At 66.3% G+C, this 19,208-nt stretch carries 18 protein-coding genes; 11 read left to right on the top strand and 7 right to left on the bottom strand.

Annotated elements, in window-relative coordinates:
• From NZ773_06265 to thiD, 4 genes are all read left to right on the top strand, one after another.
• On the top strand, positions 1-729 hold a 729-nt coding region (locus tag NZ773_06265), incomplete at its 5' end, for a hypothetical protein (GenBank protein MCS6801530.1).
• A 199-nt stretch (positions 730-928) separates the two neighbouring features.
• Positions 929-1,738, top strand: coding sequence for an alpha/beta hydrolase (locus NZ773_06260; GenBank protein ID MCS6801529.1), 810 nt, complete (start codon positions 929-931; stop codon positions 1,736-1,738).
• 91 nt (positions 1,739-1,829) lie between these two features.
• Positions 1,830-2,318 carry a hypothetical protein gene (locus tag NZ773_06255; GenBank protein MCS6801528.1) on the top strand — a complete coding sequence of 163 codons (489 nt, stop codon included), beginning with the start codon at positions 1,830-1,832 and terminating at the stop codon, positions 2,316-2,318.
• On the top strand, positions 2,315-3,121 hold the full coding sequence (gene thiD, locus NZ773_06250; GenBank protein ID MCS6801527.1) for a bifunctional hydroxymethylpyrimidine kinase/phosphomethylpyrimidine kinase: 807 nt from the start codon (positions 2,315-2,317) through the stop codon (positions 3,119-3,121). The genes NZ773_06255 and thiD overlap by 4 nt, the downstream gene beginning before the upstream one ends.
• Before the next feature lie 60 nt (positions 3,122-3,181).
• Here thiD and NZ773_06245 read toward each other — a convergent pair whose 3' ends face one another.
• From NZ773_06245 to NZ773_06215, 7 genes are all read right to left on the bottom strand, one after another.
• Positions 3,182-3,586, bottom strand: coding sequence for an SseB family protein (locus NZ773_06245; GenBank protein MCS6801526.1), 405 nt, complete (start codon positions 3,584-3,586; stop codon positions 3,182-3,184).
• Entirely contained in the window at positions 3,583-5,226 is a 1,644-nt protein-coding gene (locus NZ773_06240; protein ID MCS6801525.1) for an AAA family ATPase, read from the bottom strand. The genes NZ773_06245 and NZ773_06240 overlap by 4 nt, the downstream gene beginning before the upstream one ends.
• Before the next feature lie 5 nt (positions 5,227-5,231).
• Positions 5,232-6,155, bottom strand: a complete 924-nt coding sequence (locus tag NZ773_06235; GenBank protein ID MCS6801524.1) for a hypothetical protein — start codon at positions 6,153-6,155, stop codon at positions 5,232-5,234.
• A complete protein-coding gene (gene pdxT / locus NZ773_06230) occupies positions 6,152-6,742 on the bottom strand; it encodes a pyridoxal 5'-phosphate synthase glutaminase subunit PdxT (GenBank protein MCS6801523.1) in 591 nt (196 codons plus the stop codon). Before pdxT ends, NZ773_06235 begins: the two co-directional genes overlap by 4 nt.
• Positions 6,736-7,617 (bottom strand): pyridoxal 5'-phosphate synthase lyase subunit PdxS, encoded by an 882-nt coding sequence (pdxS, locus tag NZ773_06225; protein MCS6801522.1) that lies wholly within the window; start codon positions 7,615-7,617, stop codon positions 6,736-6,738. The genes pdxT and pdxS overlap by 7 nt, the downstream gene beginning before the upstream one ends.
• An 88-nt stretch (positions 7,618-7,705) precedes the next feature.
• Positions 7,706-8,593: a PAC2 family protein gene (locus NZ773_06220; protein MCS6801521.1), complete on the bottom strand. Its 888-nt coding sequence runs from the start codon at positions 8,591-8,593 to the stop codon at positions 7,706-7,708.
• Positions 8,594-8,614: 21 nt separating this feature from the next.
• The gene (locus tag NZ773_06215; protein MCS6801520.1) at positions 8,615-8,932 is read right to left on the bottom strand and encodes a hypothetical protein; all 318 of its coding nucleotides are present in this window, start codon (positions 8,930-8,932) and stop codon (positions 8,615-8,617) included.
• Between the two features lie 160 nt (positions 8,933-9,092).
• On the opposite strand from NZ773_06215, the gene NZ773_06210 reads away from it, so the two are divergent.
• From NZ773_06210 to NZ773_06180, 7 genes are all read left to right on the top strand, one after another.
• Positions 9,093-10,643: an EAL domain-containing protein gene (locus tag NZ773_06210; protein ID MCS6801519.1), complete on the top strand. Its 1,551-nt coding sequence runs from the start codon at positions 9,093-9,095 to the stop codon at positions 10,641-10,643.
• 553 nt (positions 10,644-11,196) lie between these two features.
• Positions 11,197-11,595, top strand: coding sequence for an Hsp20/alpha crystallin family protein (locus NZ773_06205; GenBank protein ID MCS6801518.1), 399 nt, complete (start codon positions 11,197-11,199; stop codon positions 11,593-11,595).
• A complete protein-coding gene (gene lon, locus NZ773_06200; GenBank protein ID MCS6801517.1) occupies positions 11,592-14,015 on the top strand; it encodes an endopeptidase La in 2,424 nt (807 codons plus the stop codon). The genes NZ773_06205 and lon overlap by 4 nt, the downstream gene beginning before the upstream one ends.
• A 93-nt stretch (positions 14,016-14,108) precedes the next feature.
• Entirely contained in the window at positions 14,109-14,975 is an 867-nt protein-coding gene (locus NZ773_06195) for an amidohydrolase (protein ID MCS6801516.1), read from the top strand.
• Positions 14,972-15,817 carry a VOC family protein gene (locus NZ773_06190; protein ID MCS6801515.1) on the top strand — a complete coding sequence of 282 codons (846 nt, stop codon included), beginning with the start codon at positions 14,972-14,974 and terminating at the stop codon, positions 15,815-15,817. Before NZ773_06195 ends, NZ773_06190 begins: the two co-directional genes overlap by 4 nt.
• A 45-nt stretch (positions 15,818-15,862) precedes the next feature.
• On the top strand, positions 15,863-17,377 hold the full coding sequence (locus NZ773_06185; GenBank protein MCS6801514.1) for an SUMF1/EgtB/PvdO family nonheme iron enzyme: 1,515 nt from the start codon (positions 15,863-15,865) through the stop codon (positions 17,375-17,377).
• Positions 17,378-17,390: 13 nt separating this feature from the next.
• Complete coding sequence (locus NZ773_06180; GenBank protein ID MCS6801513.1) at positions 17,391-19,208, top strand: S8 family serine peptidase; 1,818 nt, start codon at positions 17,391-17,393, stop codon at positions 19,206-19,208.

Below are 19,208 nucleotides of genomic sequence, written 5' to 3'. Positions count from 1 at the left end.
TGGAATGTGGCGAACGTTGTGCAGTTTGCGGGCGGACGGTTCATCGCCGGAGGCGATGCCCAAGGCAGTCCGTCTGCGCCCGTCCTCCTCACCTCATCAGATGGCGCACAGTGGTCCGCCGCTTCCCTTACCCTGCCTAGTTCAATCGACCGCAGCACTCTCCAAGTGCACCATCTCGCCTTCGGCAACAACCGCTATGTCGCGCTAGGGTATTCAGGCTACACTCCTGTGGTCCTCACGTCATCTGACGGTACAAACTGGACCGGCCGCGTACTGGAGGAGGTTGGTTCCTTCACCCTGCACTCGCTTGTCTTTGGGAACGGGCGGTTCCTTGCGGCAAGCAACACGCAGGTCTGGACCTCGCCTGACGGCACCACGTGGACCGAGCATGCCGTTGCCGGCCTTGGGTGGAACTATCTGCAGAGAGTTGTCTTCGCCAACGGGCGGTTCGTCGGAGCACTCAACACTGGTGCCATCGCCACCTCGACGGACGGCATCACGTGGTCGGTCGGCCCGACCGTGTGCAGCAGCGGGGGACTGCGCCTCCACGCTCTGGGTGACACGCTGGTGGGCTTCTGCGGGGGCGAGGCATTCACCTCCAACGATGGCGGCAGCAGCTGGTCGGCGCTTGCGGGCTTCCCCGGCTACCCGATTGCCGCCATCGCTGGAACCAGCGGGCGGTGGGTTGCCCTCAGCCAAGCCGGCTCAATCCTGACCTACACTCCCTGACCCCGCAGGGGCGCAAGAGAGCTCTCCCCCGGGCCGCCTTCTCCCAGCGAAGGCGGCCTTGTCTTGTCGGTTTTGCTGAGCGGGAAAGGGATCTCCCGTCAGTCGATTCCGTTATCGCCCCGACGGCACCGAGAGAGAACAGGCAGGGGTCATCCTCTCGCCCCGGCCTGGTACCATAATTGACGAGCAGCGAGATCTGATGACCGCTTATCTCTCTGGAACCGGCGGCAGGATCGCTTATGAGGTCCATGGGGCAGGACCGTGGATCGTGCTCGCGCACGGCGGCGGGCTCGACCGGCGGATGTGGCGGCCCCAGATCCCAGCCCTCGCCGCTCGGTACCGGGTTGTCGCCTTCGATTTTCGCGGCCAAGGCGAGTCTGACGCCCCAGAGACGGGATACGGCCCCGATGACCTGCTCGACGACCTGCGCGCCGTGATCGACGGTCTCGGGATCGACCGACTGCACCTCGCCGGCTTGTCGCAGGGGGCAGCGATCGCTCAGCTGTACGCGGTTGCTCATCCCGACCGGGTCAAGACTTTGATCCTTGCCGGCGGCTCGGTCACCCCTACTCCCCCCGACCCTGCATTCGTCGCTCACCTCATGCGGCTGAACGCGCTGATGGAGGAAGGCGACGCGACCGCCGTCCTCCGCGCCAATCTCGAGGGACCGCTCATCGCGCAATCAAAAGGGACGCCGAACTGGCCGCTGATCGAGGAGATTATGCTGAGCCAGCCGCTGCCGCAGATGCGCGACCCGCGCCGAGGAACGTATCCCCTCCCGCCAGTCGAGGCCGCCGCTCGCCTGCGCGAGCATCCCCTGCCGCTGCTCATTGTCGATGGAGAGCGCGATCTCCCCGGCATCCTTGCCCGCGGCGACTATCTCCTCGCCACTGTTCCGGGGGCGCGACGCGTCATCCTTCCCAATGCTGGCCACCTCTCCAATCTGGACCAGCCCGATCTGTTCAATGCTGCGCTCCTTGCTTTTCTCGATGAGCACGAGCGCTCCTAATCGGCGCTGCGATGCGCGAGGAGCAGTAGCATCCCGCTCCTGCCGACAGCAGGAACAGCATGCGGGCGCACGCTATACTTTCTGATAAGCAATGCTGGCCCCGCTCTTGAATCTTTTTGGCCCCGTTCATCGAGGATGGGCGATCACGGCCGGCCTCCTCGGCGCCGCCGCCTACCTCCTCGCCCAAGCTGCCGACCTCGCCCTCTTCCGGAACGGCGCAAACGACCTCAAACTGCTCGGGATGGCTGTCACCCGCCGCTCGCCATTCTGGCAGTTCCTTGGGACGGCCGCGCATTTCAGCTTCGGCACGCTGCTCGCGCTGCTCTACGCCCTCACCCTTGGCCGGTGGCTGCCGTTCCGTCCGTGGGTATCAGGCCTCGTTTTCGCGCAAGTCGAGAACGCCGTGCTGAGCGCCCTCCTTCTTCCGCTTCTTGACCGCGTTCATCCTGCCATTCGCCGCGGCGACCTCCCTCGTTACCTGACGCCGATCCCCGTGATCCAGCAGGTGTTTCGCCACTTGGCGTATGGCGTGGTGCTCGGCCTCGTCTACGGCGACGTCGGCCGAAAGCTGCATCGATGACCGTCCCGCGGGCGCTCACGATCGCAGGTTCCGACAGTGGCGGCGGCGCCGGCCTTCAAGCCGACCTCAAGACGTTCTCCGCCCTCGGCGTGTACGGCGCTTCGGTCGTGACCGCCGTGACGGCGCAGAACACGCTCGGCGTGAGCGGCGTTCTCGAGCTGCCGCTTGACCTGATCGCGGCCCAGATCGATGCTGTCGCTACGGATATCGGGTTCGACGCAACCAAAACCGGTATGCTCTCAAGCGCGGCGATCGTCGAACTGGTCGCCAGCAAGGTCGTCGAGCATGGGCTAAGGCCGCTGGTCGTCGACCCGGTGATGGTTGCCACCAGCGGCGACCGGCTGCTGCGCGAGGACGCGGTCGCCGCTCTTCGGGAGCGGCTGATCCCGCTGGCGACAGTCGTGACGCCAAACCTGCCGGAGGCCGAGGTACTCGTCGGGTACCCGCTGGAGACCGAGGAAGCACGGCGCGAGGCGGCGAAGGCGATCGCCGCGCTCGGCGCGCGCGCCGTGCTGATTAAGGGCGGGCACGGGACGGGACCAGCAGTCGATCTCTACTACGACGGCGAGTTTGTCGAACTGAGCGCGGAGCGTATCGCGACCCGCAACACGCACGGCACGGGCTGCACCCTCGCTTCCGCGATCGCCGCCGGTTTAGCGCGCGGCCGCTCTCCCCTCGAAGCAGTGCGCGAGGCAAAAACCTATGTCACCGAAGCGCTGCGCGCTGCGTTTCCTCTTGGTCACGGCCACGGCCCCGTGCACCATTTCTACCGCTGGTGGCCGAGCGAGGGAACACCGCGCTGAGCGCCCTCTGCACTCGTCACAGGGCAGCCGCCTCCCGCCTCGACAGCCGCGACTGCCCGCTCAATCAGACCGGGCGAGAGCGGCGAGCAGCTCAAGCTGGCGCCGACCGGCGTTGAGGTGGTCAGGATCCCCAGGATTAATCGTGATCCCGTCGATGGGCAGTGCCAACAGCGCCGCAAACCCATCGGCCGGCGACGCGGCAACTACCGCAAGCGGCTCGGACGGCGCGTGGAGACGCTCGCGGTAGCGGCGGGCCCGAGCCTCCTCGGTGAAAAGGACGCTGACTGTCGCCCCGCTTGGATGATGGACGACGACCGGGCGCACATTGTGCGGCTGGCCGTCCGCATCAAACTCGCCCTCAACAACGAACCAGAGCATCGGCTGGGCACAGAGCCATGCCGAGACCCGCTCAGCGGAAACACGCCCCTGCCGTACCCCAGCGGCGAGTGCGCTCCAGTCGGTCACGTGCCGGACGCTTGGCGGAACAAGCGGACGCGTCGGTTCGGCTCGCGCCCGGTGCTCTCCGACTGAATCTGGTAGCGCTCGGCAAGCTCATGCTGAAGCCGGCGAATAAACGCGTTCTGCGGGCTCAACTCCACAGGACGGTCGGTTCGCAGCACCTCGTCGATAGCGTCTTCCGCCTCCCGCAGCGCCGCCGCCACTGGGTCGCCCTCCGTCGCCCCGATATCAAACATATGGCCGAGGCTCTGCTCCATCTGCAGCACCGTGTTCTGCTTGAGGACAAACACCGGGATGCCGCGCACTTCAGCCTCGCGCAAGCCGGGGTTGCGCTGGCGATAGTAGCTCTTGAGCGTCATCACCACATCGGCGTGGTCGATAGTATCGACAATCGAGGCAGGCACCTGCATCTCGCGGATCGCCCGCTCGAGCCGCGACCGGCTGATCCCGAAGGGATAGATGCGGCGCGGCCGCAAGATGGAAAAAGCGCGCGGCGGAGGCTCCACGGCCGCGTCGAGCCGCTCGCCGCGGTCGCCGCTCCGCTCAAACCGCATGGTACCGCGGTCAAGCGCCCGGCCCGTGAGCGGAACCGCGCTCACATCCGTCCGCCCGGTCTGGCGTGGCTCAAGCCGCCGCCGCAGTTCGCCCTGCTCATCGATTTCGCGCACTTCGGCACGCGCAACGCCAGTGCGCAAAATCTCGTCAACCGTCTCCGCGACATCCATGTGGATCGAGACATGCTGATAGCCGCGGATTTCCACGAGTACATCGAACGTCGGCGGGGCTTTCCGCTCGAGAACCGATTTTTGGGTGCCGCGCCGGCGGGCCTCTTCATCCGACAACGTGACGGTCTGAATGCCTCCCACGAGGTCGGAGAGGGTCGGATTCAGCATGAGGTTTTCGAGGGTGTTGCCATGCGCCGTGCCGACTAGCTGAACGCCGCGCTCCGCGATTGTGCGCGCCGCCTCGGCTTCGAGTTCGGTGCCGATCTCGTCGATGATGATCACTTCCGGCATGTGATTCTCGACCGCCTCGATCATCACGGCATGCTGTCGGCTCGGCGAGGGCACCTGCATCCGGCGGGCACGACCGATAGCCGGATGCGGGATATCCCCATCACCCGCGATCTCGTTAGAGGTGTCGACGACAATCACCCGCTTGTTGAACTCTTCCGAAAGGACGCGCGCGATCTCGCGCAGCATTGTCGTTTTGCCGACCCCTGGCCGTCCGAGCAGCAGGATATTGCGCCCTGACTCGACGATATCGCGGATGATGTCGATCGTTCCGAACACGGCGCGCCCGATCCGGAGGGTGAGCCCGATGATCGCCCCCTTGCGATTGCGGATTGCGGAGATCCGATGGAGCGTGCGCTCGATCCCGGCGCGGTTGTCCTCCCCAAACTCGCCGATATGCCGCACGACGTAGTCGATATCTTCCGCCGTCACGGGCGTTTCCCGAAGAATGATGTCTCGGTCGGCGAAGCGCGCTTCGGGAAGCCGTCCGAGGTCGAGGATGATCTCCAGCAACTCGCTTCGATCATCACGCCGCCGAACCGGGTCCGCGATCGAGGCGGGCAGGGTATCGAGCAGGGCGTCAAGGTCGTCTGTGACGACCTGTTGTCGCGCGCGACGAGGAGGACCTGCCAGCGGGACTACCCCGGAACTGGCACTAAACGTGGTTGCTTGACGCGAACGCTCAACTGCTTCACGAGGGCGCAAAACGATGCCTCCGGCTGAAACCCACGTTTGGCGAGCGCGCGCGCGAGCCGCTCCTCGTGGTCGGCCACGAGGCAGTAGACCGGCGCTCGGCCGCCATGCTGAACAAGGCCGACGTCGAGCAGCAGGTCGACGACGTCGGCATGATCGGGGTGCGCGAGCAGCTCGAGGGAGAGCGCGCGGCCGCGCACCTCTGTCTGGAGCCAGCCGACCAGCTCCCCGCTGCGCTCATAGACCAGCTCGCGCCGACCGAGGGTCGGCCGGCCGCGCGCACGAAGCTGCTGCCACTCACTCAAGGTCATTGCTTCCGCTTGCCGCACTTGAAGCGGCACAGAAGCGCAGTACAACTGAAACAAAGCCTGCGCATCACTGCTCAGCTTTGGCCGCAGCCCAGCCGGCCACGGCAGGCGCGGTGCCTCGTACGGTATCGACCGGGCGTAGAGGGTCTCCCCGCTGAACAGGAGGAACCCCGCATTGCGCGCCAGGTCCACAAGGTCGCTCGAGGCCTGCAGCCGGAGATACAGCTTCTGGACCCCGACCTCGCCTCCCACCGCTGCAAGGTAGCTGAGCAGGCGCTGCACGACGCGCGGATCGGCATCAGGCTCGACAACCAGCCGGTCGATCTCCCAGGCGAACCCTTCGTGGCGCGCCGAGATCAGCCCGTCAATCTTTCGCCGTTCGACGTTGATCCACGTCTGCCGGTTCTCCTCAAGCGCAAGCCAGTGCTCCAAGATCAGGCCGAGCGAGAGGGTCTGGCGGGACCGGGTAAGGTCGCGGCGCGTGTACGCTTCGTTGACAAGCCCGCGCCGATTGAGTGCGGCAAGACGCGGGAGATCGGTCGGCCGGATCGAGCGGATCATCGCGCTCCAGCGCCCTCGCGTATCCGCTGAACGAAGAGCTGGTGCATCCGATCGTCCGCCGTCAACTCGGGATGGAATGCCGTGGCGAGCAAGTTCCCTTGCTCGGCGGCGACAACCCTGCCGTCGGGAAGGGTGGCAATCGCCTTCGCGGCTGGCCCAACTTCGGTGATGAGCGGCGCCCGAATAAACACCGCGTGGTACGGCTGCTCAAGCCCAGCGATCTCGAGGTCGGTCTCGAACGAGTCGATCTGGCGACCAAAGGCATTGCGCCGAACGGTAATGTCCATCACGCCGAGGGTCGGCTGCATGCTGCCCTCAATCCGTTTCGCCAGCACGATCATTCCCGCGCACGTTCCCCAAATCGGGAAGCCCGACCGCGCGCGCTCGACGAGGGGATCAAAGAGCCCAAAGCGCACCATGAGCGTCCCGATGGTGGTGCTTTCGCCGCCCGGGATGATCAGGCCGTCGAGCCCCGCCAAATCGGCAGGCAGGCGAACTTGCTGGGCGACGACGCCGATCCGGCGCAGCGCCGCCTCATGTTCCGCGAAGTCGCCCTGCAGGGCGAGCACTCCGACCTTCGTTACCAACCCCGACCGGCCATCAGCTGCTCCGGCGCCAGCCGAGAGATCTCGACCCCGGGCATGGCATCGCCAAGATTGCGCGAGACCTCCGCGAGGATCTCAGGATTGTTGTAATGGGTCGTTGCCTGAACGATCGCCTTCGCCCGTCGCGCCGGGTCGCTCGACTTGAAGATCCCCGACCCCACAAAGACCCCGTCAGCGCCCAGTTGCATCATCAGAGCGGCGTCTGCCGGCGTGGCGATCCCCCCCGCCGCAAAGTTCACCACCGGCAGCCGTCCTTGCTGGCGCACTTGGAGCAGCAGTTCATAGGAGGCGCCCAATCGCTTCGCTTCGGCAAACAGTTCGTCCTCGCTCATGCTCTGGATGCGGCGGATATCCGCCATGATTTGGCGCATATGCCGGACTGCTTCGACGACGTTGCCAGTTCCTGCCTCTCCCTTGGTGCGGATCATCGCCGCACCTTCGCCGATCCGCCGCAGCGCCTCACCGAGATCGCGCGCCCCGCACACGAACGGCACTTTGAAGTTGTGCTTATTGACGTGAAACTGCTCGTCGGCGGGCGTCAGCACCTCGGACTCGTCGATGTAGTCGATGCCGATCGCTTCGAGGATCTGGGCCTCGACGAAGTGCCCAATCCGGCATTTCGCCATGACCGGGATTGAGACCGCGTCCATGATCTGCAGGATGAGCGCCGGGTCAGCCATCCGGGCAACGCCGCCGGCCGCCCGAATGTCAGCCGGTACGCGCTCCAGCGCCATCACAGCGCAGGCGCCCGCCTCTTCAGCGATCTTCGCCTGCTCTGGCGTGACCACATCCATGATCACGCCCCCTTTGAGCATCTGGGCAAGGCCGGTCTTAACAGCCCAGCTCCCCTTTTCCATTCGGGGCCTCCGCGGTTCGGGTGGACGTGTCCGCCTTTTGTGAAAATTCTACGCCCCGTCTCTTAGGGCGAGCAAGACAGTCGCCGCCCTATTCGCTGTCGCCATCCCGCCGCCGCTCGCGGAGAAACCGCTCAAGCTCCTCCACCAACGACTGCCCGGACGGCAGCTCACCGGGCGGAGGCGGCTCCGGCCCCGCCGGCTCCGGGCCGAGATCGATCATCTGGCGGAGCTGATTGGCGAGCTCAGGATTTGAGGCCAGCATGGCGTCGACCTCGCGAATAAAGGCCTCGGCGCGATCGCGTAAGGGGCCCAGGTCGAGCGGCACTCCCGTCACCGCTTCGATCGCGCCCAAGAGGGCGGCCGCCACCGCAGGATTGACCGCGCGCAGGTAGACCGGAGCCGCCGCCCAGACACTGGCGGCGGGCAGCCCGATTTCGGTCCAGGCATGAACCAGGGCGGTGACAAAGCCTGTCGGTCCCTGATACCCCGTATCGACCGCGCCCACCTGGCCCAGCCGGCGCTCCAGTTCCGGGTCGAGCGTGCGCCGAACGAGCGAGACCGTGCGATGCGAGACCGACCCGAGAAAGACGCCCATCGTCATCGCCACTTCCACCCCCAGGTCGCGCGTAAATTCGGCGATCACCCGCGTGAGGGTCAGCCAGTTCATGTGCGGTTCCGGCCCAGTCAGGAGCACGAGATCGCGCTCGTGGTTCGGGCGGTACAGCCCATAGAACTGAACGCGCGGGTAGGTGAGCGTCCAGCGGCCGTTCGGGGTGCGCGTCGTGATCGGCCGCTGCACCGTAAAGTCGAAGCACGCCTCCGGGTCCAGCCACGCGAATGGCTCCGGCTCGACATCTTCAAGCAAGTACGCAATTGCGCTCGTTGCGCCGCTTCCGGCATCACCCCAGCCGCCAAATCCCGCGATCAGGATCGGACGGCGCAACGTTGGCCGTTCACGCAGTTGCAGGATCGACATCTTTCTCTCCATCGGCTGCCCTCACCCGCCAAAACGGCGTATCCCGAGCAGGTCGAGGAGCGCGAGGAAGAACAGCAGCACGCCGAACACAACGCCCGTCTCAACGATCAGTCGAGGCGTTCCCGCGAGCGACTCTCGCGAACGCCACGTTCGAAGGGAAAGGTACGCGATCGCCGGACCGCCGATCAGGAGGGCCGCGAGCACGAGAGGCCGGTTCTCATTCACCCCGGGGAGAAAGACGATCGCGGCCAAGAGGAGAAAAATGTACAGAATGAAGCGCGGCTCTCGGCTGCCCGGATCAAACAGTCCTTGTTCCTTCTTCGGGCGACCGGCATTCATCAGTTAACCCTCGAGGCGGGCGGCACCAGGCTCAGGATGAAGACCATGGTTGCGGGTTGCTGTGGGAGTCGCACCTCAGATCCGCCTTCGGTGGCATTGTACCGCTCCCGTCAACCTCGTACCCTATAGAAGCGCTTGCGCCATGTCGAGGATAGAGGTAGTGAAGCGTGGGCTCGCGGTCCTCGGTCTCATCCTCTTAGCGACAGTACCGTCCGTACTCGTCCTGCTCCTTGTCGCCTGGTTTCTCATCGACCAGGTTCATCGCGACCTCGCGCGCGCCGTCGCGAACGCCCTCGTCGAGAGCGACCGGCTGATCGAACGGTCGGCGGCCGAACTCCGCGACCATGCTGTTCTCGTCGGCCAGCCGTGCACTCCTGAGGTGATCGCTCGGCTAGCAGAAGCGACAGCGCGGTCGACGCGGCTCGGCGGCATCGGGCTTCTCTCGAGCGACTCCCTCGTCTATTGCAGCAACACTGGCCCGACAGCCCTCGTGACCCGCGCGCCCGCCGGGCCCGCTCCTCTGGAGGGAGTGTATATCGGCTGGCTCACCTCCTCAACCAGCGGCGAGAGCAGCCTGATCGTCCACGTTCGCCTCCAGAACGGCGGGCTTGTCGGCCGCATCGAAGCAGAAGAGTTCCTCGAGCGGATCGAAGGGAACCTCGTGGGGCGGCGCGGCACGCTGCAAGTGGCGCTCGTTGACGGGCCGATCCTCGGCCGGATCGCCCCCGCTGAATGGCAGAGCTCCCGCTTTGTCGCCCGAGCGCGGTCAGCGCAGTACCCGATCGAAATCGAGGCGGCCACAGACGATACCGATGTCTGGTCGCGGTTCCTCCAATTTGTCCCGTGGCTCATCGGCATCGGCCTTGGCATCGGCGGGCTCGGCTGCTGGGTCGCGATCCTCCTTCTCCGCCGTCGCCGTCCCCTCGATGAAGACCTCGCCCTCGCCCTCAAGCGGCGCGAGTTTGAGGTCCACTATCAGCCGATCGTGGACATTCAGGCCGGCCGCTGCGTCGGCGCAGAAGCGCTGCTCCGCTGGCGCCACCCGAAGCGCGGGCTGCTCCGGCCTGACGTGTTCATCCCGCTCGCCGAGCAGACGGGCGTTATCATCCCGATCACCCGCTGGCTGCTCGACCGCGTCCGCGCCGACATCCTCCTCGCCTTTCCCGAGCACCGCGATATCCATGTCGGCATCAATCTTGTCGCCGAGCATCTGCGCGACACCCAGCTAGTCGAGGACCTCAAAGCGCTCTTCAGGGACGGAGCGCTCAGCCCCCAGCTGATCATGCTCGAGATCACGGAGCGTCAGATTATCGACAACTTTCAAGAGACCGCCCTTCAAGTGATGCGCCAGATCCATGAACTCGGCTGTTCGATCGCCGTTGACGACTTCGGCACGGGCCACAGCGGGCTGGCGGCGCTGCAGCGGTTTTCAGTCGACTATCTCAAGATCGACAAAGTGTTTGTCGACACCATCGGCACCGACGCGGTCAGCCGGCCGATCCTCGACTCCATCGTCGACCTCGCCCATAAGCTCCACCTCGAACTGATCGCCGAAGGGGTCGAGCAGCGGCACCAGGTCGCCTATCTGCGGGCGCGCGGCGTCCGCTACGCCCAAGGGTACTATTTCTCGCCCCCGCTCCCCTGTGCCGCATTCGCTCGCTTCTACCGGGAGTACAATGGCGTCACGCCGACAGTCGCCGCCTCAATCTAGCGGCGCTCACCGCCTGCCCAGAAGAGAGGCAGCGGGAACAAGCCGCCTCCCGGCGTGGGAAACACGTAGTCCGGAGCCCCGGCGCCGGCCGCACGGATAACGGCGCGCGCTGCGGCTGGGATCTCCCGGAGCGCACCGCCGCAGCAGGAGAGGAGGCGGGCCCACCGCAGCACCAGCCCGCGACGCGGCAAGACAGCGGCGCTCATCGAGCGGCGCGGCGAAGACAGCCCCGCCGCCCTCCGAACAGCCGCGCCGACCACGGACGCGGAGCCGGCGCGACCGGCCCGGGACGGGCCTCCCGGCCGCACTGCAGACAGCGCCAGCCAGCCCCATCAAAATCGTGCCCGAACCAGAGATCGCCCCCGCAGCGTCCGCACCCTTTCAACCGGAACATCTCGCTCTCCTTTCCGAACACATGCGCCGAACTAGTGTTCTGAAGAGAGGATAGCGAACCCATGTTCTAATTTCAGCCACATCGGAGAGCGCGCCGACGAATGTTGTCTCGCCGCCAAGTGCGATAAGGTTAAGCACCTTTCCGAACGGAGACCGGCCCATGCGCTATCGTCGCCTCTCGTACCGCTACGCCGTCGTGCTTGCCATCGGCGAGCCCCGTCCGATCGGCGACCCGTGGCGCACCATCCCCGTCGTGCTCGCCCAGCCGCGCTGGCGCCCCCCGGCCGATCTCGTCGAAAACGACCAAGCGTTCGTCCTGACGGTTGAGCTTGCCGGGGTGGAGAGCGACCAAGTTGAGATCCTGCTTTACGAAGATGCCGTGATCATCGAAGGACAGCGGCGGCTGCCGGTCATAGGCTCGTATCACGTCGCCGAAATCCGGCAAGGCCCGTTCCGGCTGGAGATGCCGCTTCCTGCGCCAGTCGATACGGAGAAGGTCGAAGGCCAGCTCGAGCGCGGGCTGCTGACAATGCGACTGCCGAAGGTGACAGCGCGATGAATGCCGAACCCAGCGGAACTCCTCCCCTTCCTGATACCTTGCCCCTCCTCCCGCTCCGCGGCGCGGTGGTCTATCCCCTTGCCGTCACCCCGCTTGTCGTCGGCCAAGAGCGCTCCCTCAAGCTGATCGACTCGGTGATGCAGGGGTCGCGCCTCATGCTCGTCGTCGGCTTTCCGCCGGACGCCGACGATCCGAAGTCGCTCGCCGACCTGCCCTCGATCGGGGCGGTGGCGGTCATCCACCAATTGATGCGCGCGCCGGACGGCACCATCCGGCTGCTCGTCCAAGGACTGGAGCGCGCCCGGATCCTCGCCGAAGTGGCGCGGGAACCGTTCTTCATCGCTCGCTTCGAGCCGGCCCCGGATCAAGCGCCTCCCTCGATCGAAGCAGAAGCGCTCCGCCGTCTCGTTGTCGACCTCTTCCGCCAAATCATGGCGACCGTCCCCAATGCGCCTGCCGAACTGCTGGCGGCGATCGAGGGGCTTTCCGACCCGCGCCAAGTTGCCTATTTCGTCGCTTCTACGATCCCGCTAGGGTTCCCCGACCGCCAAGCGATCCTCGAGCTCGACCCCGTCGAAGCGAAGCTGCGGCGTCTGAACGAGCTTCTCCAGCGCGAACTGCAAGTCCGCGAGATCGGCCGCCAAATCGCCGCCGCCACCCAATCCCGGATGGATCGCACGCAGCGCGAATACTTCCTCCGCGAGCAGCTGCGCGCGATCCAGCAAGAGCTTGGCGAGACCGAGGAGGGGAGCGAGGTCGCTGCCCTCCGAAAGCAGATCGAGGAAGCCGGAATGCCCGAGGAGGTGCGGCGCGAGGCGGAGCGAGAACTGAACCGCCTTCAGAACATCCCCACTGCCTCGCCCGAGCACGCCATGACCCGCACTTACCTCGAATGGCTGGTCGCGCTGCCGTGGGCGAAAACGAGCGGCCGCGCCATTGACATCGATCTTGCCCGCAAGATCCTCGACGAGGAACACTACGACCTCGAGCAGATCAAATCGCGTATCTTGGAGTATCTCGCCGTCCGCAAACTGCGCCAAGAGCGCCACGTCGCGCCGCCGGCAGAAGAAGAGGATCGCGACGAACGGATCATGGGCGACCCCGTGCTCTGTTTTGTCGGCCCGCCCGGGGTCGGGAAGACCTCATTAGCGCGCTCGATCGCCCATGCGCTCAACCGCAAGCTGGTGCAGATCTCGCTGGGCGGCGTCCGCGATGAGGCAGAGATCCGCGGCCATCGCCGCACCTACATCGGCGCAATGCCCGGCCGGATTATCCAAGGCATTCGGCGCGCCGAGGTGAAAGACCCAGTGTTTGTGCTCGACGAAATCGACAAGGTCGGCGCCGACTGGCGCGGAGACCCCGCTGCGGCGCTGCTCGAAGTGCTTGACCCGGCGCAAAATCACGCCTTCGTCGATACCTACCTCGGCGTCCCGTTCGACCTCTCGCAGGTGATGTTCATCGCCACCGGCAACACCTTAGAGACGATCCCGCCGGCACTTCGCGACCGGATGGAGATCATCACCCTTGCCGGCTACACCGAGGAGGAGAAGCTCCATATTGCGCTCGAGCATCTCCTTCCCAAGCAGCTGCGGAGCCACGGCCTGCGCGAAGACGAACTGCGGATCGAGCCCGGCGCGGTGCGGCGCATCATTCGAGAATACACGCGCGAAGCGGGCGTGCGCGGCCTCAACCGCGAGATCGGCGCCATCGCCCGCAAGGTCGCTCGCGCAATCGCAGAAGGAAAGCAGGAGCCGGTGGTGGTGACAGCGGACGATGTGCCGCGCTATCTCGACCGCCCGCGCTACTACGAAGAGACGGCCGAGCGCACCGACCGGCCCGGCGTCGCGACGGGGCTCGCTTGGACCCCTGTCGGAGGCGACGTGCTCTTTGTCGAGGCAACAATGATGCCGAGCGGGCATCACGACCAGCTGATCCTCACCGGGATGCTCGGCGATGTGATGCGGGAGAGCGCTCAAGCCGCCCTCTCCTACCTCCGCTCCGATGCCCGTCGGTTTGGCATCGACCCGTCGCTTTTCGAGGGCAAGACTTTCCACATCCACGTTCCAGCGGGCGCGATCCCCAAGGACGGCCCTTCAGCGGGCATCACTATGACCGTCGCCCTGGCATCGCTTCTGCTCGGCCGCCCCGTGCGAGCGGACGTGGCGATGACAGGCGAGATCACCCTTCGCGGCAAGGTGTTGCCCGTCGGCGGGATCAAAGAGAAGGTCCTAGCGGCGCATCGGCTCGGCATCCGCACGGTGATCCTGCCGAAGCGGAATGAACGCGACACCGACGACATTCCCCCCGATGTGCGCAACGCCATGACCTTCGTATTTGTGGATGAAGCGGCGGAAGCGATCGCTGCCGCCTTGGAGCCGGCCCCGGTTCCAGCCGCCAACCCTGTCGCTCAGGCGACGTGACACGCCGCTGCTCGGCAGCGGTGCGAGCGCAAGAGCGGCCGTCAGAGAGCGCGCCCAAACCGCTGCCCGCTGGGAGGGAAGGAGCGCGGCCTCGTGATTATCGACACGCAGATCCACCTGTGGGAGGCGGACCGTCCAGACCGGCCGTGGGTCCCCGGCATCAGGCCGGGGCTGCCCGAGCCGTTTCGTGCCGAAGATGCCCTCACGCTGATGGACAGCGCCGGGGTGGACCGCGCCCTGATCGTGCCTCCGAGCCTGCTGGGCGAAAACAACGCCTACGCCCTCGAATGCGCTGCGCGCTGGCCGGATCGGTTCGCCGTCGTCGGCGTCGTCGACCCCGTGCGCCCGGATATCCAAGAGGTGATGACGAGGTGGCTCGACCAACCGGGGATGGTGGGCGTGCGCCTCCGGCTGGTCGAGGCGGAGCGGCAGCGATGGGGAAGCATCGCTGCGCTCGATCCCTTCCTCGCCGTCTGCGCCGCCCAAGGCATCGTCGTCTCGCTCTTCGCGCCGCGAGCCGTCGCCATCGCCGAGCAGATTGTTGCGCGCCATCCCGGTGTCCGCTTCGTGCTCGATCATCTCGGCATGCCGTTCATCGACGACGGGCCCGCTTTCCCCGAGCGCGAGCGCATGCTGGGGCTGGCGCGCTTCCCCAATCTCTGGGTGAAACTGACTGCGATCGCCTCGCGCTCGCTGACAGGGTATCCGTTTGTCGAGACGCACGAGCTCCTGCGCGCTGTCTACGCAGCCTACGGTCCCTCCCGCATGCTCTGGGGGACCGACCACACCCAGCAGCTGGCGCGCCGACGGGCGACCTACGCCGAGCAGCTAGACCTCATTCGGCTGGCACTCGATTTCCTCTCCGCCACCGATCGCCGCCTCATCCTCGGCGAGAACGCCGCTGCTCTCTACGGCTGGCCGGCCGGCGTGGGGTCGACATCGCTCCGGAGGCGGCGATGATCGGCTGGTTCGTCCGGCGTACCCCTGCGCTCGAGCAGACCGCGGCATTCTATCGGGAGGTCGTCGGGCTGCCCCTCCTGCGGACAGAGGGGGAGACCCAGCTGTTCTGGGCCGGCGAGTCAATGATTTTTGCTGTTGGCGCCGGCGGCACGCTCCCGCCGCCCTACACCGACCGCGCCGAAACGACATGCATTCCGGTGTTCCGGTGCCTCGACCTCGCCTCTGTGCTCGCCCGCATCCTCGCTGCCGGCCGGCCGATCCTCAACGACCGCCAGCTCATCCACGGCCGGCTCGTTTACATTGTCGATCCCTCAGGGAATGTGACGGGCTTCCAAGAGCGCTCCCGCACCTCCCCCCGCCCCGAAGATCGCGAAGCGTTCCGACGGCTCGAGCGCGGAGCACCCCTCCTTCCTGGCGTCTCCCCGCTTCCGCCCGACCTGTACGGCTTGGGCTGGGTGGTCTCCTGGTTTCAGGACGAAGCGCGCGCCATTCGGTTCTACCGGGATGTCGTCGGCCTTCCTGACTCGGGCAACACCGTCCACGGGGGCGGGGCGCTCCTCTCCCTCGGGCCGACCGTGCTGCTCGACGCAAAAGGCGGCGGTCGGGTCCAGCCAGCCGCCGCCGACCGATTTGCGGCCAATAATCTGTTCATCCTGCGGGTCGATGATCTGGACCGCGAGGTCGACCGGCTCCGCGCCCACGGCGTCCGGTTCGTCCACGACCCCTTCCAGACCGACGAGGGCACCTTCGCCTACTTCGCCGACCCCGAGGGCCAGCTGGTCGGCCTCCACGCCCCTCACACCCCCCGCGCAGGCGGCGAGCGCGTCGCTGCCGGCATCTGAGAGGGGCGTTCCTGCCATGAGCCAGTTCTTATAATTGACTGGCTGATGGCACTGCGCGCGCGCATCACCATCCCCGGCGGCGCGATCACCACCATCGCGCTCGATCGTCCGCCCTATACGGTCGGGCGCGCGCCCGAAAACAGCATCCCCGTCCTGCATCCGACAGTTTCAAGCCGGCACGGCGAGATTATCGCGCTGAGCGATGGCGCGCTCGCCTTCGTCGACCGCGGCAGCCGGAACGGCACCCGCCTCAACGGGATGCTGCTTCAGCCCGGTGTGGCCAGCCGCCTCACTCCCGGCGATCGCCTCCAGCTCGGCTCCGTGCTCCTAGTGATCGAGAGCGCGGAGCCGGATGACGCGCCGCGGCTGCAGCTGGAGATCCGGGGCGCCGCAATCGGCAGCCGCCAGCTTGAGGTGACTGCCTTCCCGTTTCGTCTCGGTCGCAGCGACGAGAACGACCTCTCTCTTGCGCGCCCCACTATCTCTTCCCGCCACGGCGAGTTCCGCCAGACTGCGGCGGGCGTCGTCTATGTCGACCTCGGCAGCCGGAACGGCAGCCGGATTAACGGCGCGCCAGTCGCGCCGGGGGTCGAAACGCGCCTTCAGGACGGCGACACAATTCAGATTGGCGATGTCGAGGTGATCGTCCGGTTTGGACCTGGGCCCGCCCGCGACTTGCCGCCGACGCTGCCGCGCGGCGTGCCGCACGACCGCCCCGCGTCCCCGCCGCCGCGGCGAGGCGCAGGCGGCGCGATCGCCGCCGCAACCGCAACTGTGGCCGCGCTCTGTGTCTGCGCCTGCCTTGCCGGGGGATTGGCTGCCCTCGTCGTGACGACGCCGCGGGCCCCGCTCGGCGGACGGAGCGAGCCGGGCAGCATCGGCCGCGATGGAATGCCCCTCGTGCGGATCCCCGCTGGCCCCTTCATCATGGGATCGGAGAGCGGCGAAGCGGATGAAGCGCCCGTCCGTGTCGTTGAACTGCCCGCCTACTCGATCGACCGCACAAAGGTGACCGTCGAGATGTTCAGCCGCTGGGCTGCCGCTCACCGTGTCCAAGGCGCGTGGTCGCGCGATGCCGATCCGAAATCGCCAGTTGTCGGGGTCACCTACGCCGACGCAGAAAACTACTGCAAGGCCCAGGGCCGGCGCTTGCCTACTGAAGCAGAATGGGAGAAAGCGGCGCGAGGCGACGACGGACGGGTGTATCCGTGGGGGAACAATTGGGATCCCACTCGCGTTGACTTCGGCAGTTTCAAGTTTTCGGCGTATCCAATTGCGACCTTCGGCAAGACCTGGGGCCCAGCCGGCGCTGTCCCCCAGGGCGCAAGCGTTTACGGCGTGCTCGACGTCGCCGGCGGCCCGCGCGAGTGGGTGGCCGACTGGTATGCGCCGTACCCCGGCGCGGCGCCGCTCGGGTTTGAGGTGCCGAAGGAGCGCTTTCGCGTGACCCGGGGCGGCTTTCGAATCAATAACTACAGCCGCGATGTCCGGACAACGGCGCGCGGCTGGCAGCATCCGAACGAGGCGAGCCCCGATCTCGGGTTCCGATGCGCGGAATGACAAGGGAGGACCGATGCCGTCTCGACCGCTGACCCTCGACGAGCTCGCTAGCCGGCGCTGGTTTCTCCCTAGTCTCGTGCTGGCGGCCGCGCTCGCTCTCGGCATTCTCGGCATCTCCGCTTCTGTGCTCTTCCAAGAACGCGGGCAAGGCCCTCCGCCGCGTACCAGTACCGCTGTGCCGCGCCTCGCTCCCGCACCGAGAGCGCTCCCCGACAATGCCCGGGTCGACCCGCGCCTGCTCGACCCCGCCAACGGGTCGAAACTGGCAGCGATCTATGTGCTGCTGTTCCGCGCTTATTCCGAAGGCGGGTTCCCCGCCGCCGAGGCGATGGCGCGCAATCTCGGGCTCCTCGATGACAACAACATTGAAGCTGTCCTTATCCTCGACCGTCCGTATACGGAGGCGTTCGGGCAGCGTCTGCGCGCAATGGGAGTAGAAGTGGAGAGTTGGCACGACAACCGGGTCACGGTCCAGCTCCCGATCGACCGTCTGCTCCAGTTGAGCGCCCAACGCGAATTCGATTACCTCCGCGCGCTGCTCAGCTTTCCCGAGATCATCGACGTCGACGCGCCTCAGCGCCCGGAGCGGGACGAGGTCGTTCCGCTCGCCTCCGCGGAGCGCGAGGGGGCTTTGCCGGCGTCTTCTGGGTCGGTCGAAGGGGTGAAGGTCACCGGCGCTGACAAGTGGCATGCGGCGGGCATCCGGGGGCAAAACGTCCGGGTCGGCATCATCGACAGCTTCGCGAAGTATCGCGAGCTGCAGGGACGCTACCTCCCCCCGGCCAGCCAGATCATCGCGCGCGACTTCACCGGCAAAGGGTTCGAGCGCGAGACCGATATTCACGGCACCGGCGTCGCCCAGATCATCTATGAGATGGCCCCCGATGCCACGCTGCTCTTTGCCAATACCGACGACCTCACTCAGTTTCTGAACGCGATGGACTGGCTGCTCAGTCAGCGCGTCGACATCATCTCGATCTCGCTCGGCTTCCCGAACTTCGCGTTCGACGGCACGTCTCCCGCCGCGAGAAAGATCGACGAAGCGCGGCAGCGCGGCGTCCTAGTCGTCGTCTCGGCCGGCAACGAGGGGAATAAGTCGGTCCTCGGGCAGTCGACCGGGGTCCCTGGGCTGGTGCCGATCATGCCGGACGGGCCCGAGTTCATTCCGGTCAGCTACTGGGCGCGCAGCGATGTGCTGCCGCTGGTGCGGCTTATTTGGGCGAACCCGCAAGCGGAGTTTGTGCTGCACCTCGCCGACAGTGCGGGCAAGATCTACGCCTCGTTCGAGCGGCGGGCGGTCTCAGGCCAACCGGTGATCGTCGGCGCGCTCGACCGAAAGATCGGCACCGACTCGTTCTTGGTTGCCGTCGAGCAGAAGAGCGGGCCACCCACCCTCTTTCGCGTCCAAGTCGCGCGCGGCGAGATCCCCCCGGTCTACCGTTCTGCCTCGCGCAGTATCGTCGACACCGCCTCGGCGCGCGGGGCGGTCGCAGTCGCCGCTGCCGATTGGAAGACAGGACAGTTGGCGGTCTACAGCTCGTGGGGCCCTACCCTCGACGGACGCTGGAAGCCCGAGATCACGGCGCCGAGCCATGTCTCGGTCTTTGTCTACCAGGACCAAGAGTACGGCTTCGCCGGAACCAGCGCGGCGGCGCCCCATGTCTCAGGCGCTGCCGCGCTAGTCAAGTCGCGGTTTCCGAACTGGACTGCAGATCAGATCCAGAAATTCCTGCTGGAGCACGCGGTCTCGCTCCGTCCGGGCGGCGCCTACGGCTACTATGCGACAGGGGTCGGGCTGCTGAAACTGCCCGACCCCAGCAGCCTCCGCTGA

It is taken from the genome of Dehalococcoidia bacterium (genome assembly GCA_025054935.1).
In the GTDB taxonomy this organism is placed as follows: domain Bacteria; phylum Chloroflexota; class Dehalococcoidia; order SpSt-223; family SpSt-223; genus JANWZD01.
The sequence above is the reverse complement of the archived record's forward strand: the minus strand, read 5'-3'. Positions and strand labels throughout refer to the sequence as shown.

Excerpts from the sequence above, each read along its gene's own strand:
- NZ773_06260 (MCS6801529.1), top strand. The coding sequence starts at position 929 with ATGACCGCTTATCTCTCTGGAACCGGCGGCAGGATCGCTTATGAGGTC.
- NZ773_06255 (MCS6801528.1), top strand. The coding sequence starts at position 1,830 with ATGCTGGCCCCGCTCTTGAATCTTTTTGGCCCCGTTCATCGAGGATGG.
- thiD (MCS6801527.1), top strand. The coding sequence starts at position 2,315 with ATGACCGTCCCGCGGGCGCTCACGATCGCAGGTTCCGACAGTGGCGGC.
- NZ773_06235 (MCS6801524.1), bottom strand. The coding sequence starts at position 6,155 with ATGATCCGCTCGATCCGGCCGACCGATCTCCCGCGTCTTGCCGCACTC.
- pdxS (MCS6801522.1), bottom strand. The coding sequence starts at position 7,617 with ATGGAAAAGGGGAGCTGGGCTGTTAAGACCGGCCTTGCCCAGATGCTC.
- NZ773_06220 (MCS6801521.1), bottom strand. The coding sequence starts at position 8,593 with ATGTCGATCCTGCAACTGCGTGAACGGCCAACGTTGCGCCGTCCGATC.
- NZ773_06215 (MCS6801520.1), bottom strand. The coding sequence starts at position 8,932 with ATGAATGCCGGTCGCCCGAAGAAGGAACAAGGACTGTTTGATCCGGGC.
- NZ773_06205 (MCS6801518.1), top strand. The coding sequence starts at position 11,197 with ATGCGCTATCGTCGCCTCTCGTACCGCTACGCCGTCGTGCTTGCCATC.
- lon (MCS6801517.1), top strand. The coding sequence starts at position 11,592 with ATGAATGCCGAACCCAGCGGAACTCCTCCCCTTCCTGATACCTTGCCC.
- NZ773_06190 (MCS6801515.1), top strand. The coding sequence starts at position 14,972 with ATGATCGGCTGGTTCGTCCGGCGTACCCCTGCGCTCGAGCAGACCGCG.
- NZ773_06185 (MCS6801514.1), top strand. The coding sequence starts at position 15,863 with ATGGCACTGCGCGCGCGCATCACCATCCCCGGCGGCGCGATCACCACC.
- NZ773_06180 (MCS6801513.1), top strand. The coding sequence starts at position 17,391 with ATGCCGTCTCGACCGCTGACCCTCGACGAGCTCGCTAGCCGGCGCTGG.